Annotated in this window: 17 protein-coding genes; 11 read left to right on the forward strand and 6 right to left on the reverse strand. The window is 66.1% G+C overall.

Annotated elements, in window-relative coordinates:
• The first annotated feature begins 12 nt into the window (after window positions 1–12).
• The 6 genes from ACOEQ1_RS04420 to ACOEQ1_RS04445 all read left to right on the forward strand — a co-directional run bounded on the left by ACOEQ1_RS04420 (window position 13) and on the right by ACOEQ1_RS04445 (window position 4,305).
• The gene (locus ACOEQ1_RS04420; RefSeq protein WP_419758006.1) at window positions 13–630 is read left to right on the forward strand and encodes a 2-dehydro-3-deoxy-6-phosphogalactonate aldolase; all 618 of its coding nucleotides are present in this window, start codon (window positions 13–15) and stop codon (window positions 628–630) included.
• Window positions 631–698: 68 nt separating this feature from the next.
• The gene (locus ACOEQ1_RS04425) at window positions 699–938 is read left to right on the forward strand and encodes a type II toxin-antitoxin system VapB family antitoxin (RefSeq protein WP_419758007.1); all 240 of its coding nucleotides are present in this window, start codon (window positions 699–701) and stop codon (window positions 936–938) included.
• Entirely contained in the window at window positions 938–1,348 is a 411-nt protein-coding gene (locus tag ACOEQ1_RS04430; protein ID WP_419758008.1) for a type II toxin-antitoxin system VapC family toxin, read from the forward strand. The genes ACOEQ1_RS04425 and ACOEQ1_RS04430 overlap by 1 nt, the downstream gene beginning before the upstream one ends.
• 279 nt (window positions 1,349–1,627) lie before the next feature.
• Window positions 1,628–2,329, forward strand: a complete 702-nt coding sequence (locus ACOEQ1_RS04435; RefSeq protein WP_419758009.1) for an SDR family NAD(P)-dependent oxidoreductase — start codon at window positions 1,628–1,630, stop codon at window positions 2,327–2,329.
• Window positions 2,298–2,849 carry a hypothetical protein gene (locus ACOEQ1_RS04440; RefSeq protein ID WP_419758010.1) on the forward strand — a complete coding sequence of 184 codons (552 nt, stop codon included), beginning with the start codon at window positions 2,298–2,300 and terminating at the stop codon, window positions 2,847–2,849. Before ACOEQ1_RS04435 ends, ACOEQ1_RS04440 begins: the two co-directional genes overlap by 32 nt.
• A 157-nt stretch (window positions 2,850–3,006) precedes the next feature.
• Window positions 3,007–4,305, forward strand: a complete 1,299-nt coding sequence (locus ACOEQ1_RS04445; RefSeq protein WP_419758011.1) for an NAD(P)/FAD-dependent oxidoreductase — start codon at window positions 3,007–3,009, stop codon at window positions 4,303–4,305.
• 67 nt (window positions 4,306–4,372) lie between these two features.
• Here the strand turns inward: ACOEQ1_RS04445 and ACOEQ1_RS04450 are convergent, their stop codons facing one another.
• Window positions 4,373–5,272, reverse strand: coding sequence for a LysR substrate-binding domain-containing protein (locus tag ACOEQ1_RS04450; RefSeq protein ID WP_419758012.1), 900 nt, complete (start codon window positions 5,270–5,272; stop codon window positions 4,373–4,375).
• Window positions 5,273–5,351: 79 nt separating this feature from the next.
• Here ACOEQ1_RS04450 and betC point away from each other — a divergent pair, with 79 nt between their 5' ends.
• Both betC and ACOEQ1_RS04460 read left to right on the forward strand, forming a co-directional pair.
• Complete coding sequence (gene betC, locus ACOEQ1_RS04455; protein ID WP_419758013.1) at window positions 5,352–6,890, forward strand: choline-sulfatase; 1,539 nt, start codon at window positions 5,352–5,354, stop codon at window positions 6,888–6,890.
• A gap of 16 nt (window positions 6,891–6,906) precedes the next feature.
• Window positions 6,907–7,038, forward strand: a complete 132-nt coding sequence (locus tag ACOEQ1_RS04460; RefSeq protein ID WP_419758014.1) for a hypothetical protein — start codon at window positions 6,907–6,909, stop codon at window positions 7,036–7,038.
• Window positions 7,039–7,057: 19 nt separating this feature from the next.
• Here the strand turns inward: ACOEQ1_RS04460 and ACOEQ1_RS04465 are convergent, their stop codons facing one another.
• Genes ACOEQ1_RS04465 through ACOEQ1_RS04475 form a run of 3 tightly spaced genes read right to left on the reverse strand, consistent with a single transcriptional unit; the run spans window position 7,058 to window position 9,878 of the window.
• On the reverse strand, window positions 7,058–8,089 hold the full coding sequence (locus ACOEQ1_RS04465; RefSeq protein ID WP_419758015.1) for an SAM-dependent methyltransferase: 1,032 nt from the start codon (window positions 8,087–8,089) through the stop codon (window positions 7,058–7,060).
• Window positions 8,086–8,910, reverse strand: coding sequence for a DUF1295 domain-containing protein (locus tag ACOEQ1_RS04470; RefSeq protein ID WP_419758016.1), 825 nt, complete (start codon window positions 8,908–8,910; stop codon window positions 8,086–8,088). Before ACOEQ1_RS04470 ends, ACOEQ1_RS04465 begins: the two co-directional genes overlap by 4 nt.
• A gap of 8 nt (window positions 8,911–8,918) precedes the next feature.
• Window positions 8,919–9,878 carry an alpha/beta hydrolase gene (locus tag ACOEQ1_RS04475; RefSeq protein WP_419758017.1) on the reverse strand — a complete coding sequence of 320 codons (960 nt, stop codon included), beginning with the start codon at window positions 9,876–9,878 and terminating at the stop codon, window positions 8,919–8,921.
• Window positions 9,879–10,001: 123 nt separating this feature from the next.
• Here ACOEQ1_RS04475 and ACOEQ1_RS04480 point away from each other — a divergent pair, with 123 nt between their 5' ends.
• Genes ACOEQ1_RS04480 through ACOEQ1_RS04490 form a run of 3 tightly spaced genes read left to right on the forward strand, consistent with a single transcriptional unit; the run spans window position 10,002 to window position 13,356 of the window.
• Complete coding sequence (locus tag ACOEQ1_RS04480) at window positions 10,002–11,348, forward strand: NAD(P)/FAD-dependent oxidoreductase (protein ID WP_419758018.1); 1,347 nt, start codon at window positions 10,002–10,004, stop codon at window positions 11,346–11,348.
• An 8-nt stretch (window positions 11,349–11,356) separates the two neighbouring features.
• A complete protein-coding gene (locus ACOEQ1_RS04485) occupies window positions 11,357–12,133 on the forward strand; it encodes a DUF1365 domain-containing protein (RefSeq protein WP_419758019.1) in 777 nt (258 codons plus the stop codon).
• Window positions 12,134–12,135: 2 nt separating this feature from the next.
• Window positions 12,136–13,356, forward strand: coding sequence for a class I SAM-dependent methyltransferase (locus ACOEQ1_RS04490; protein WP_419758020.1), 1,221 nt, complete (start codon window positions 12,136–12,138; stop codon window positions 13,354–13,356).
• A gap of 42 nt (window positions 13,357–13,398) precedes the next feature.
• Here the strand turns inward: ACOEQ1_RS04490 and ACOEQ1_RS04495 are convergent, their stop codons facing one another.
• Together ACOEQ1_RS04495 and ACOEQ1_RS04500 are read right to left on the reverse strand one after the other, a co-directional pair.
• Complete coding sequence (locus tag ACOEQ1_RS04495; RefSeq protein WP_419758021.1) at window positions 13,399–13,977, reverse strand: histidine phosphatase family protein; 579 nt, start codon at window positions 13,975–13,977, stop codon at window positions 13,399–13,401.
• An 8-nt stretch (window positions 13,978–13,985) separates the two neighbouring features.
• Window positions 13,986–14,918 carry a ribose-phosphate pyrophosphokinase gene (locus tag ACOEQ1_RS04500; RefSeq protein WP_419758022.1) on the reverse strand — a complete coding sequence of 311 codons (933 nt, stop codon included), beginning with the start codon at window positions 14,916–14,918 and terminating at the stop codon, window positions 13,986–13,988.
• Between the last annotated feature and the right edge of the window lie 65 nt (window positions 14,919–14,983).

Genomic DNA, 14,983 nt, shown 5'->3' on the forward strand with positions numbered 1-14,983 from the left:
AGTTGATCCGTCATGAAGCAATGGCTTGAACGTTCCCCCCTGATCGCGATCCTTCGCGGCGTGCGGCCGGATGAGGTGATCCCGATCTGCGCGGCGCTGGAGGCGGAGGGCGTCGCCATCGTCGAGGTGCCGCTGAATTCCCCGAACCCGATGGAGAGCATCCGACTGCTCGCCCAGAATTTCGGCGACCGTCTGCTGATCGGCGCCGGCACGGTGATGACGCCGGCGCAGGTGGAGGAGATAGCCGGCGTCGGCGGCCGCCTGATCGTGACGCCGCACGCCGACCCCGAAATCGTGCAGACCGCCAAGCGGCTGAACATGTTCGCAGCGCCCGGGTTCTTCACCCCCGCCGAGGCTTTCAGCCTTCTTCGCGCCGGAGCCGACTGTATCAAGCTGTTCCCGGCCGAGGGATCCAACCCGGCCGCCCTGCGGGGCATGCGGGCGATCTTCCCGCCGGGGACGATGGTGATCCCGGTGGGCGGCATCGCGCCGGACAACATCCGTATCTGGCACGAGGCGGGCGCGGCCGGCTACGGAATTGGCTCGTCGATCTACAAGCCCGGCGATACGCCGGAAATCGTCTCGCGCAAGGCGGCGGCTCTGGTCGCCGCTTGCCGGGCGGTCGCGTAGCCGGCGAGATTGCACAGCGAAAGATTTCCGGATATCCTGAAGCGATATTCGGATATCCAGGTGGAGCCATGCCGCTATACATCAAGGATGACGCCACGGCGGCTTTGGTCGATAGGCTGGCCAAGCAGCGCGGCATCACGAAGCAGGATGCCGTTCGGCAGGCGGTTCAAGCCGAGCTTGACCGTCTGAGGGAGACCATACCGCTGCGCGAGCGGCTTGAGGCCTTCTGGCGAGAGCATCCTTTGCCGCCCGCAACCGGGCAGGTGACCGATAAAGCGTTCTTTGACGAGCTTTCCGGCGACCTCTGATGATCTTCGTCGATGCCTCCGCCTTGGTCTCTATTGCGGCGGGCGAGGCGGACAGTCTCGTCCTTGCGGACACTCTGGAAACCGATCGGAACCGCCTCTGTTCCGCGATTGTGCTTTGGGAAGCCGCTGCGGGCCTCTGCCGAAGCTACATCTTCTCGGTCGCATCCGCCCGTGATCGGCTCGATGGACTGCGCGCGCTGTTCGGATTGCAGATGGTGACGATCGGGGCGGGAGAACATGACCTCGCGCTTGAAGCTTACGCGCAGTTTGGCAAGGGGCGACACCCGGCGGGGCTCAACATGGGCGACTGTTTTGCTTATGCCTGCGCCAAGGCCAACGATGCCGCGCTTCTGTTCAAGGGCGACGACTTCAGCAAGACGGACATCCGGATCGCCAGGCTGAAAGGCTGAAGCGCGAGACGGGAAATCGCGCTCAACGGCTTCCTTTAATGCTGCGGATAGGCGGATCTACGCACCGCCATCACGCTGTCGCGCAGCCAGCGATGCGCCGGATCCGCATCCTTCCGAGGATGCCACATCGCCGAGATCCTCAACTCCGGTATCGGAAGTGGAAGCTCGAAACTCTCCAGGCCAGACTTCGCTGCCGATGCGTCTGGCGCTTGGGCTCCGGTTGCGCCTCTATGCGGTCATTCCGGCCCCAAGGAAAGGCGTCGACCCATGCCCAGAGCAATGACAAGCGGATCCCCCGCGACTGTCCTCATCATCGGCGCATCTCGCGGCCTCGGCCACGCGATGGCCGCCGAGTTCCTCAAAAAAGGCTGGAATGTCGTCGGCACCGTGCGAGGAGGCGCCCGCACCAAGCTGCACGATCTGGCTGATGAGTTCGTCGGCCGTCTCGAAATCGAGGTCGTCGACATCTGCGAGCCGGATCAGGTGGCGTCGTTGCGCGACCGTCTGGCGGGGCGCGCCTTCGACATGCTGTTCATCAATGCCGGCGTGACGAACAACCCGGCTGAGACGATCGCAGATGTGACGACAGAGGAGTTCGTCCGGGTGATGGTGACGAACTCGCTGAGCCCGATGCGCGTTCTCGAGAGCCTGGAGCAATATGTGCCTGAAACGGGCCTGATCGGCATGATGTCGTCCGGCCAGGGCAGCGTCGCCAACAATGAAACTGGCCTGCGCGAGGTCTACCGTGGCAGCAAGGCGGCTCTCAACACGTTCATGCGAAGCTTTGCCGCACGGCACTCCGGGGACCCCAGGGCCATGGTGCTGATGGCTCCCGGCTGGGTCCGCACCGAGATGGGCGGCCCGGATGGACGCCTCAGCATCGAGGAGAGCGTGCCTAGTCTCGTCGATGTCCTCCTCGCGAAAAAGGGCAGGCCCGGGCTGGAGTATCTTGATTATCTCGGCCGAACCGTCGCTTGGTGAGAAGGCCGTTCATCTGGCATACCTCGCCGCGCGATGCGCCGCCCGTCCTGCGCGGCCTCTGCCATGGAGACTGCGAGATGAACCTTGCCTACCTCTCCACGGTGTCTGCCTTGGCGGGAGCGATCATCGGAGGGTAACGACATTCGGCACCTCCTGGCTCACCCACAGCGCGCAGGTCAAATCGGCACGTCTCGCGGCCGAGAGAGCCAGACGAGAGGAACTCTACGGCAGATTCGCCGAGGAACTCGCCCTTCTCTACAGCTTCGTTCTGGGTGACGAGGGGCTCTCGTATGCGAAGCTGGTAACGATCACCGGCCTGCGCGGGCGGATCATTCTCCTCGCAACGCCCGAGGTGGTCGATAGCGCGGAGCGTGCCGTCAAGTTCATCATCGATCTTCACCTGGGACCGCGCCTTACCCGGGAGGAAGTCCGGCAACGGCTGGAGGAGCGGAGCCTCAACGCCATTGGCGACTTCGCGCGGTGCTGCCGGCAGGAGTTGATCGCGCTTCGGCTTGTCTAGGAGCCACAGCGGCATTGATAAGGTAACTACCTTCGCATCGGCGCCGGTTGCCGCGTGCCGTGCGGCCGCCGAGCGATGGCGCCTCCCACTTTTCATGCCGTCCGCGGCTTGCGGCCGAGGGCTGCCTGCGACCGTATGCCCATCCGGAGAGACACTGATGACTGAGGACCACAGGCTCGTCGTCGTCGGTGGCGGCGTCGCCGGGCTGGACGTCGCGAGCCACCTTGCGAGCAAGCGAGCCGGCGACCGGCGGCTTCGCGTGACGTTGCTCGATCGTGAGACGGCCTACGTATGGAAGCCGATGCTTCACACGATCGCGGCGGGGACGTCCGAGGCGAGCGCCCAAGAAACCGCATTCGCGGCACAGGCGCGAAGCAGGCGCTTCAATTACGAGCCGGGAGAGGCGATCGGTATCGATCGCGAACGGCGGGAGGTCAGGGTCGCCCCGCTCCGGGCCGGAGACGAGGAAGTCGTGCCGGCGAGGTCGATCTCCTATGATACGCTCGTGCTGGCGGTTGGGAGCCGCGCCAACGACTTCGGCACTCCAGGTGTCGCCGAACATTGCGCATCAATCGATTCGCGGTCTGAAGCGATTGCATTCAACGACCGGCTTCGCGTCTGCCTGGTGAAGGCGGCAGTTTCGCAGCGTCCATTCACTGTCGGCATCGTCGGCGGAGGGGCAACAGGCGTCGAGCTTTCTGCGGAGCTGGTTCAGGTCGCTCAGATAGCGGAGCAATTCGGCGTATCCGGCGCGTCCAGCCGACTGAAAGTGGTCCTGATCGAGTCGGGCAGCCGGATACTGTCCCCGTTTCCCGAGCGCGTCGCGGATGCTGTCCGTGTGAAGCTCGCGCAACTCGGCGTCGAGATACGCACCGATGCAAGGGTCGCGTCGGTTGACGCGAGCGGCTTCCAGCTCGCGGACGGAGGCGCCGTTGCCGCCGAACTCAAGGTCTGGGCGGCCGGTGTAAAGGCGCCGGCGTTTCTCGATGCCTTTGATGGGCTCGAGCGCACGCGATCCGGTCAGCTCGTCGTCGGGCCGACTTTGGCGGCCAAGAACGATCCGCGCATTTTCGCGCTAGGAGATTGTGCAAGCCCTGTTCTTCCCGGGCGCGACCGGCCGTTGCCGACAACGGCGCAAGCTGCGCACGAGCAGGCGCTCTACCTCTGCAAGCATCTTCCGGCGCTCATCGCAGGCAGGTCCGCGCCCGCCTTTCGCTATCACGACTTTGGATCGCTCGTGTCGCTCGGCGGCTATGACGCCTTTGGCTCGTTGGGCAGGTTTGGCTTCTTCGACGGGGGCTTCATTCAGGGACGCGTCGCCCAACTGGGGCACGCTCTGCTGTATCGAAGCTACCAGGCCCGCTTGCATGGCTTCTGGAAAGGCGGGCTGCTGTGGCTCGCGGACACGATCGCGCGGCGTGTGCGCCCGGCGGCCAGGCTCTCAAGCGACGTGTAACTGAGTGAGGTAATCGGGTCGCCCCCCCCCCGTTCGAGCGGGGCCAGTACGGCCGAAGTTGTCGCGGCTACGCTGAGCATGCCGCGAGCAGCCAGCGCCGGAACAGCGGGACCGCTGGATTGCCGGCGGAAGATAGCGGCTCGAGCAGCGCGTAGCCTCGCTCGGTCACCACGGGCTCCTCGGCCATCGCCACCAGTGCGCCCGATGCGAGGTGGCGGTCGAGCAGCGGCTGCCAGCCCAGCGCCGCGCCCTGGCCGAGCATCGCGGCCTCTACCACCAGCGGATAGGTGTTGAGATGCACCATCGTCTCCCGCCGGCGGCGTGGCGGCAACCCGCGGGCCTCGAACCAGTCCCGCCAGCGCAGCCAGCGGGACGGCTCCGGCCCCTCCAGATCCAGCAGCGGCAGGCGGGACCAGTCGACCGTGCCATCCGCCGTCTGGTGGCGGGCGAGGAACGCCGGGCTGCAAACCGGCACCACCTTCTCCGCGAGAAGGCGGGTGGCGCCAGGACCGGGGGCGCCGAAGATGATGGTGACGTCGCAGTCGATTTGCGCCTGCTGGGATGTGTTCTGGCTGGTGACGATGCGGACCTCGACGCCCGGCAGCGCCCTCCCCAGTGCCTCGAGCCGCGGCATGAGCCAGAACGACGCGAAGCCGAAATCGGTCGCGATGCTCAGCGCGGGCCCGCGGGGTTCGCGCCTCAACTCGGCCAGCGCCGCCTCGATGGTGTCGAGCCCCTGGCCGACTGCTGCGTACAGCAGCACGCCGGCCTCCGTCAGCGTCACACCCCGGTGCTGGCGCCGGAACAGTGGCTGGCCGATGTTTTGCTCCACCGCCGTCACATGCTGGCTGACAGAGGACTGCGTCATGCCAAGCAGCGCCGCCGCATGGCTGAAGTTAAGCAGCCGCGCCGCCGCTTCAAAGGCGAGCAGGCTGGGAAGCGGGGGCAGGGCGCGTTGGCGTGCCATAAGCTGCAATGATAGCAACATAAGAAGAGAACTGCTTCACGCTTTTGCCACGAACCGCCACTAATGAGACGCTAACTCGATGGCGGGACTCGTGAACAGCAGGCCAAACATTCTGATCCTGATGGCCGACCAGCTGACGGCTGCCGCCCTGCCGGCGTACGGCAATCTCGTCGCCCGGACGCCGCACCTCGACCGGCTGGCGCGGGAGGGCGTGGTCTTCGACGCCGCCTATTGCAACAGCCCGCTGTGCGCGCCATCCCGCGCGGTGCTGATGACCGGCCGGCTGCCGTCCTCCACCGGCGCTTACGACAACGCGGTCGAGTTCCCGTCGCAGTCGCCGACCTTCGCTCACTACCTGCGGGCGGCGGGCTACCGCACCATCCTCGCCGGCAAGATGCACTTCTGCGGCCCGGACCAGCTGCACGGCTTCGAGGAGCGTTTGACGACCGACATCTACCCCGCCGACTTCGGCTGGACCCCGGACTGGACCCGCCCGGACGAGCGGCTCGATTGGTTCCACAACATGGACAGCGTGACGCTCGCCGGTCGTTGCGTGCGCACCAACCAGATGGATTTCGACGAGGAGGTCGGGTTCGCCGCTCGCCAGAAAATCTACGACATCGCGCGCGACAGCGACGACCGCCCCTTCTGCATGGTCGTGTCGATGACGCATCCGCATGATCCCTTCACCATGGCGGACCCCTACTGGTCGCGCTACGCGGATGCGGAGATCGACATGCCGCGGGTGTCGCCGGACGTTTCGGCGGATGACCCGCATGCAGCGCGGCTGCGCCACGTCTGCGGGCAGGATCTGCAGCCGGTGACGGACGAGAACATCCGCGCCGCCCGGCACGCCTATTACGCGGCCATCGCCTACTTCGACGATCACGTCGGTGCTCTGCTCGGAGCGCTGGGTGAGGCCGGTCTTGCGGACGACACGGTGGTCGCGGTGCTTGCCGATCATGGCGAGATGCTCGGCGAGCGCGGTCTGTGGTTCAAGATGAGCTTCCACGAAGGGGCGGCGCGCATACCGTTGATCGTGCACGCGCCTCGGCGTTTCAGCGCCCGCCGCGTGGCAGCCCCGGTGTCGCTCGTGGATATTCTGCCGACGCTGGCGGCGATTGGAGGCTGCGCGGGGAAGCCTGACGACGCGACAGACCATGACGGCCGCAGCCTGTTGCCCTACTGCGAGGGCCAGGACGACGCGGGCGGCGTCTTCGGCGAGTATTGTGCCGAAGGCGTGGCGGCGCCGATGGTCATGATCCGGCGCGGCGTCCTGAAGTTCATCCATTGCCCCGGCGATCCAGATCAGCTCTACGATCTTTCGATCGATCCCGACGAACTTTCGAACATCGCGGCGCGGACGCCCGAGGATGCGCGCGTCCTCGCGATGCAGGCGGAGGTGGCGGCGCGGTGGGATCTCGGTCGGCTGCATGCCGATGTGCTGGCGAGCCAGAAGCGGCGCCGGCTGGTCAATCGGGCTCTGGCGCAAGGACGGCAGACGGCATGGGACTTCCAGCCGCTGCGGGACGCGAGCCAGCTCTACATTCGAAACCACATGAAGCTGGATGATCTGGAGGCGATGGCGCGCTTCCCACGCATCATCCCGGCAGGCTGACGGTCAGGAGACGGCGATGGCGGATCGGGCCAGGCCCTTCGGGGCGCGGAGCGGGGCGGGAGCAAGGCCTGGGGCGATCGTGATCGCGCTCTTTATCAGCCTCGTCCTGCTGTTGTTGTTCGGCCTGGTGTCCCACGCGCACTGGTAATTCAGTGCCCGCCTTCGCGTCATGACCAGGTCGGCTTCAGCCGGTAGTGCGTCACACCCCATTCCTCACCACCGCAGTGGCCGAACAGTTCGGCGGTCGCAAGGAAGAACAGCCGCCAGCGTCGCTCCCATATCCGGGCATCGCGGCCGTAGACGGGCCTCAGAACCTCGCGGATCGTGGCTCGGTTGCGATCGAAGTTCCGGAGCCAATCCTCGGCGGTCCGGCGGTAGTGCGTGCCTGACCAGTTCCACTCCTGGGCCACCGTGAAGAGGTCGGGGAACTGATAGAGCAGTCCGCGGCTCGGCATGATGCCGCCGGTGAAGAAGTGCTGCGCGATCCAGTCCGTGGCGTCGCCGGCTTCGAACCGGTACGGCGCCAGGCGATGCGTGAAGATATGGATCAACGCGAGGCCGTCGGTTCGCAGCCAGCCGCGCATCCTCGCCAGCAGCGGGCGCCAGTTCGCCATATGCTCGAACATCTCCACCGAGACGATCCTGTCGTACAGCCCCTCCGCCTGGAAATCGTTCATGTCGGCGGTGATGACGCGGACGTTGGCCAATCTACGCTGCCGCGCCTGTGCCTCGATGAACGCCCGCTGCGAGGCGGAATTGGAGACCGCCGTGATGCGCGAGGCTGGGTAACGCGCGGCCATGAACAGCGTCAGCGACCCCCAGCCGCAGCCGAGTTCCAGCACGTCCTGACCGTCGGCAAGGCCGGCATGGCTGGCGGTCTCGGCCAGCGCAAGCCGTTCGGCATCCGCGAGCCGCTCCTCCCCGGTCTCGTAGAGACAGCAGGAGTATTTGAGCTGCGGGCCTAGAACGTTGCCGAAGAAGGCCGCCGGCACCTCGTAGTGCTGTGCATTGGCGGCATCGGTATGCTGGGCGATCGGGAAGGCTGTCATGTCGGCGGCGAAGCCAGGGTCGGGATGGCGCTCGGCGGCCAGCCGGCGTCGCGTCCGCCCGACCATGCGCGCGATCCCGGCGCGCAACAGCACGTCGGGTAGCGGCCAGCGCTCGGCCGTGACCGTCGCGATCATCGCGAGGCGGCTCACGATGCCCGCATCGCTTGAGGCGCTTTCGGCGGCATCGGCAGGAACTTGCTCACCCGGCGCTGATAGTCGCGAAAGGCGTCACCGCGAGACTGCAGCATGTGCTCCTCCGTCGGCGGAATGCCGGAGGCGTGGACCAGAACGCCATACATGATGGCGGGGCCGAGCCAGGCAATCCAACCCCAGCCCCAGCTTGCCCCCGAGCCGAGGCCCGCCACCGCGAACAATGCGTAGGCGACCCAGATCAGCCATTCGAAGAAATAGTTCGGGTGGCGCGACCAGCCCCACAGCCCCGCCTCGCAGATGCCGCCCTTGTTCGCCGGGTTGCTGGCGAAACGGTGAACCTGCTCGTCCGACAGCGCCTCGCCTCCCACCGAGACAACGGCGACGACAGCGCCGATGATGTCGAGTGCGCCGAAGCCGGGCGCCGGGTTCCGCGCCGCCAGCATGATGAAGCAACCGAGCATGAAGACGCTGAGCGCCTGCAACTGCAGGAAAGTCGGCATCTTCCAGGCGTAGCTCGCGCCCCAGCTCTCGCGGAGCTTGGCATAGCGGGGGTCGTCGCGGCCGTGGAGCGCGCGGCGCGTGATGTGCGTGCCAAGACGCAGCGACCAGACCGCGACGATGAGGGCGACCATAATCTGCCGCGTCGAGAAGTCGCCCGGGTGGAGCGGATAGAGCGCCAGAACGACGCCCGCGACGCCGGTCCCGAACGTCCAGGCCACATCTATCCAGGTGCTGTTGCCGGAGCTTTGCTGCACCCGCCACGCCCCCATCATAAGCAGGCTGGCGGCGATCAGGACTGCAATCAGGAGAAAGGTCATTAGAGCCTTTACGCTGCCTGCGCGCCCGTGGATGCGTGATCCGACACAAACTGAATACAGTTTCGGTAGGTCGGACAGAGAAAGCGGAACGGCACGCCCATCGCGCCGATGATCTCCTTGTGGTCGATGCCTGGATAGATGCGGCTTTGCACGGGGCCGCCCGCGGCACGGATGCGGGCGGCAAGACGCACCGTGTTCTGCGGCAGCACGGTCGTGTCCGTCGCACCCGCCAGCAGCAGCATCGGCGCGTTCCGTCCATCGACATGATCGATCGGCTGGGTCGCGGGCGGCGTCGGGGGCTGGCCGAAGATCGCCTTGAGTTCCGCCGACTGCACGGGAAGGAAATCATAGGGCCCGGCAATGCCGACCGTGCCTGCCAGGGGATGACGGGCTCCGGCCTGCGCGAGATACGAGGGGTCGAGCGCCAGCATCGCCGCGTTGTAGGCCCCGGCGGAATGTCCCATGAGAACGACGCTGTTGCCGCCGCCGTAGTCCGCGGAGTGCGCGCAAGCCCAGGCGACGGCCGTGGCGCAATCCTCCAGGAATGCGGGAAAGACGACCTCGGGGTAGAGCCGGTAGTCGGGTATGACGGTCACGAAGCCGGCCGCTGCCAGCGCTCCGCCGACGAAGCGGTAGTCGTCTTTGGAACCGCTATCCCAGCTGCCGCCATAGAGGAACACGACCACCGGTGCGGGACCCCGCGCGCTGTCCGGTGCGTAGACGTCGAGTTTGCGGCGCGGACCTGCGCCATACGGAATGTTCCTGGCCGAAAGCCGTTTCGGCGCCAGCCCGTTGAGCAGTCCCAGTGGCGAGCAGGCTGTGGCCAGCAGACTGAGCGCGCCTAGTCCGGCCGATGACAGGGTGCGTCGTCCGAGCGCCACATGCGGCCTCTCGGTCGAAACATAGGGCGAATTTTGCGCGCTGTCTCGCGTCAGGGTCTTGCCGCCTCCAAAATTGTCTGTGCTCATAGAAATATAACGACCGTGAGACGAAGACTGATGGGGGACAGTGGCACGGGCCAGCCGTCTGCATCCAGATCCGAACCGCTTTCGTAACCCACGGCGACTCCTATCACGTGTCGAAGGATTGGAATGGACTTAGTTACGCCTCAGCTGGATGTCGCGGTCGTCGGGTCGGGGATAGCGGGGTTGTCATGTGCCTGGCTATTGAGCCAGCGCCACCGCGTGACGCTCTACGAGGCGGAGGAGCGGCCGGGCGGCCACAGCAACACGGTTGCGGTCAATACTGCGGACGGGCTCCTCGGCATCGATACAGGCTTTATCGTCTACAACGAAAACACCTATCCCAACCTGACGGCATTGTTTCGGCATCTCGGTGTCGAGACGACCGCCTCCGAGATGTCCTTCACGGCCTCCATGGATGACGGCGGGTTTGAGTATGCCGGCACGAATTTGAGCGGACTGTTCGCCCAGCGCCTCAACCTCGTTCGTCCGCGCTTGTGGTCCATGCTGCGCGATCTGTTGCGTTTCTACCGCGAGGCGCCGCGGGATGTGGCGCTCATGGAAGCCGAAGCGCTCAGCCTCGGCGCCTATCTCGGCCGCCGGAATTACGGCGTCGCCTTTCAGCGCGACCACATCCTGCCGATGGCCGCCGCCATCTGGTCGACACCGACGGCGGCTGTCCGTGATTATCCCGCCGCGGCCTTCGTGCGCTTTTGCGCCAACCACGGCTTATTGCAGATTGCAGACCGTCCGGTCTGGCGCACCGTGACCGGCGGGTCCCGCCGCTATGTCAGCCGGCTTCTGGATGGATTGTCGGGGCCGCTGCATCTCGGGCGGAAGATCGCCGCCATAGGGCGCGACGGCAACCATGTTCGGCTGGTCGATGTCATGGGCCAGTCGGCCGTGCATGATCACGTGGTGATTGCGGTTCATGCGCATCAGGCGCTGGCCATGCTGGGGGATGCGGACGCCGAGGAAAGCGCTCTGCTGGGCGCTTTCGGCACGAACCGCAACTTCGCGGTGCTCCATACGGATGCCAGCCTCATGCCGCGCCGCCGGCGGGCCTGGTCGAGCTGGAATTTCATCGAGCAATCCGAAGCGGGAGGTCCAAGGTCGTTCTGCAGCTATTGGATGAACCGCCTGCAGTCGATCCCGGGCGACACGCAGTATTTCGTGACGCTTAATCCGCCACGGCCGCCGGCGCCAGGCACTTTGCTTCACTCCGAGTGTTACGCGCATCCGCGGTTCGACGCCCGCGCGATGAGCGCGCAACGAAAGCTTTGGCGCCTTCAGGGTGTCCGGCGCACATGGTTCTGCGGAGCCTGGTTCGGCTCCGGGTTTCATGAGGATGGGTTGCAGGCGGGTCTCGCCGTCGCTGAGGCCTTGGGTGGCGTTCGCAGGCCCTGGACCGTTCCGGCGGAGTCCGGCCGCATCTATCTGCCTGATGCCGCCGTGCCTGCGCCCATCTCGGCATGAATGCCATCATGGGCCGGCAACCGCTACACTCGGCTCTCTATCGAGGGGTCGTCGTCCATCAGCGCTTCAAGCCCACGGGCCACCGGCTCCGCTACCGCATCGTATCGCTGCTGATCGATCTCGACGAGCTGCCGGCCTTGTCCCGCCGGCTGAGGCTGCTCTCCGTCGACCGCTTCAACCTCTTCAGCATCCGGCAGAGTGACTTCGGGCCTCGCTTAAGCACCGGCCTGCGAGACTGGGTGGTCGCCCAATGCATGGGCGCGGGCATTGTGGCGGATGGCCCGATCCGTCTGCTTGCGATGCCGCGCATCCTCGGCCATGCCTTCAATCCGCTGAGCGTCTTCTTCTGCTACGCCGCCGATGGCAGCCTGGTGGCGACGCTCTACGAGGTTCGCAATACTTTCGGCGAGCGCCACAGCTACCTTCTCGCGGCACCAGGCGGCACTAAGATGATCCGTCAATCCTGCCGCAAGGTCTTCTACGTCTCCCCGTTCATGCCGATGGACATGGAATACCGGTTCCGCGTCGTGCCGCCGGGGCCGCGCGTTTCCGTCGTCATCGATGGCCTGGGCGAGCAGGGGCGCCTGATTACCGCCAGCCTCTCTGGCCGTCGCGTGGCCCTGACGGACGGCGCCTTGTTGCGCGCCTTCCTCGCCGCACCCTGGCTCGGCCTGAAGGTCCTTGGCGGCATCCATTGGGAGGCACTGAAACTGTGGCGCAAGAAGATCGGGCTCCATGCCAAACCGGCGCCTCCCGCTGATCCCATCACGATCGTTGCAGGCTGAACATGTCCAGCGTTGTCGCCTCCGCTCAGCCTCTGCTGGCACCCGGAGCGCTGGTCGGCCGCTTCATCCTGACCAAGTTGTTGAAGCGTATCGTCGTCGGCCGGCTCACGGTTCGTCTGCCGTCGGGTGACGAAATCGAAGCTCGCGGCCGGGTCGGCGGGCCTGAGGCAATGCTGGTGCTTCACAGCTGGACGATGCTGCGTCAACTGGCGCTCGGCGGTGACGTTGGCTTTGCGGAATCGTATATGGACGGGCAGTGGAGCAGTCCCGATCTACCGGCTCTCATCGAACTCGCTGCCCTCAATCAGGAACCCTTGGGTGATGCCGTGACCGGCTTACCCATGCTGCGCTTGCTCAACCGGCTGCGCCATCGTCGTCATGTCAACACCAGGCGGGGCAGCCGGCGCAACATCGTCTCCCATTATGATCTCGGCAACGATTTCTACCGAAGCTGGCTGGATGAGGGGATGAGCTACTCCTCCGGCGTCTATCGTGCGGAGGAACAAAGCCTGGAGGCGGCGCAGACCGAGAAGCAGAACCGGATCATGGAGATGCTGGCGCTCTCGGGCGGGGAGCGCGTTCTCGAGATCGGTTGCGGCTGGGGCGGCTTGGCACAGCGGCTCGTCGAGGAGGCTGGTTGCGTGGTCACCGGTCTCACGCTGTCGCCGGCGCAGTTGTCCTTCGCGCGGGAGCGGCTGGCGCGGCCGGTGGCAGCGGGCCGGGCCGATCTGCGCCTGCAGGATTACCGTGACGTGGGCGGCCGCTACGACCGGGTGGTTTCGATCGAGATGCTGGAGGCCGTGGGGCAGGACTACTGGCCAGTCTATTTCCGGCGGCTGAGGGACTGTCTCAAGCCCGGGGGCGTGGCGGTGCTGCAGGTGATCTCGATCGCCGAAAAGAAGTTCGAGGCCTATCTGCGGACGCCCGATTTCATCCAGCTTTACGTCTTCCCGGGCGGGATGCTGCCGACAGTGACGATCATGCGCGAGCAGGTCGCGAAGGCCGGACTGGTTCTGGAGACGTTCGAACCCTTCGGGGCGAGCTACGCGCGGACGCTGGCCGAGTGGCGGCGGCGGTTCCACGCGGCTTGGCCGCAGCTAAGGCAGGGCGGTCTCGACGAGATGTTCGGGCGCAAATGGGACTACTATCTGGCGTATTGCGAGGCCGGCTTCCGCGCCGGCGCGCTCGACGTGGGCCTCTACCGGATCACTCGGCCCGGGTAGTCGCGTCGTCAACCCCTGTAGCCGTGCCGGGCCGCGTCCGGTTCAGACGGTCGCTGGCCCCACCACGGGTTCGAGCGTCCAGGGTTCACCCGCGGCGCGCGGCGGCTCGCAGTAGATCGGCACGGCATTCGGCGTCCTGAGGTTCGGCACCAGTCCCATCGCCGACCGCACCGCGCGGAACAGCCCGCCATGAGCGACCACCAGAACCGGCGCCGGCCTCGTGAGCGCCCGGTTGATCGCCGCCACAGCCCGGTCGCGCAGACCCGCGAAGGTCTCGCCCCGCTCGGGCGTGTATGTCCCGGCGATCCAGTCGTCGTACCAGTCGCCCATCGGCTTGCCTTCCTGCTCGCCGAACTTCGTCTCCCGCAGCCCGTCATCGGTATCGACCGGGATGCCGGTGACCTCGGACACCGCGCGCGCCGTATCGAGGGCACGCGACAGGCTGGAGGATACGATGGTCGCCAGCTTGTGCCCCTGCATCAGCGCGGCCGCAGACTGAGCCTGCGCCCGCCCGGTTGCGTTCAGAGGAATGTCGATGTCGCCCTGCGACAGGTTCCGGGCATTCCAGTCCGTCTCGCCGTGACGGATGAACCAGAAGGCCGTGGGCGTCAGAAGATCCATCGTCAACCTCAATCGAAGAGCGAGCTTACGGAGCTTTCGTCGGAGATCCGGCGCATTGCTTCCGCCAGCAGGGGCGCGATTGTCGTCTGGCGGACGTTGCTCGCCAGCCGCACCGCCTCGGTCGCCAGGATGGAGTCTGTGATCGTCATCATCTCGATGGGCGAAGAGGAGATGCGCGCCACCGCCCCGCCCGAGAGGACGCCGTGCGTCGTGTAGACGCTCGCCGACCGCGCGCCGTCCTTGATCAACGCGGCCGCGGCGTTGCAGAGCGTGCCGCCGCTATCGACGATGTCGTCGACCAGGATGCAGTCCCGCCCCTCGACATCGCCGATCACGTTCATGACCTCTGAGACGCCGGCCCGCTCGCGCCGCTTGTCGATGATGGCGAGGTCGACATCCAGCCGCTTGGCGAGCGCGCGGGCGCGCAGCACGCCGCCGACATCGGGGGAGACGATCATCAGGTCGCGGCCGGCGTAACGCTCCTGCACGTCGCGCGCGAACAGCGGCGCGGCGTAGAGGTTGTCGACGGGGATATCGAAGAAGCCCTGGATTTGGCCGGCGTGCAGATCCATGGTCAGCACGCGGTTGGCTCCGGCCTCGGTGATGAGGTTCGCGACCAGCTTGGCGCTGATCGGCGTGCGCGAGCCGGATTTGCGATCCTGGCGGGCGTAGCCGAAGTAGGGGATCACCGCGGTGATGCGCCGGGCGGAGGCGCGGCGGAGCGCATCCAGCGTGATCAGCAGTTCCATCAGGTTGTCGTTGGCGGGGTAGGAGGTGGACTGCACCACGAACACGTCCTCGCCGCGGACGTTCTCGTGGATCTCGACGAAGATTTCCATATCGGCGAAACGCCGGACCGAGGCGCGGGTGAGGGGCAGGTTCAGCGCGGCGGCCACCGCCTCCGCGAGCGGGCGGTTGCTGTTGCAGGCAACTATCTTCATGCGGCGGGTTCCGTCCGAAGCGCGGGGGTGGCTTCACGCGCCGGGCTTCTAGCAACCGACCCGCC

Origin of the sequence: Acidisoma sp. (assembly GCF_965199065.1) — a bacterium.
GTDB lineage: Bacteria > Pseudomonadota > Alphaproteobacteria > Acetobacterales > Acetobacteraceae > Acidisoma.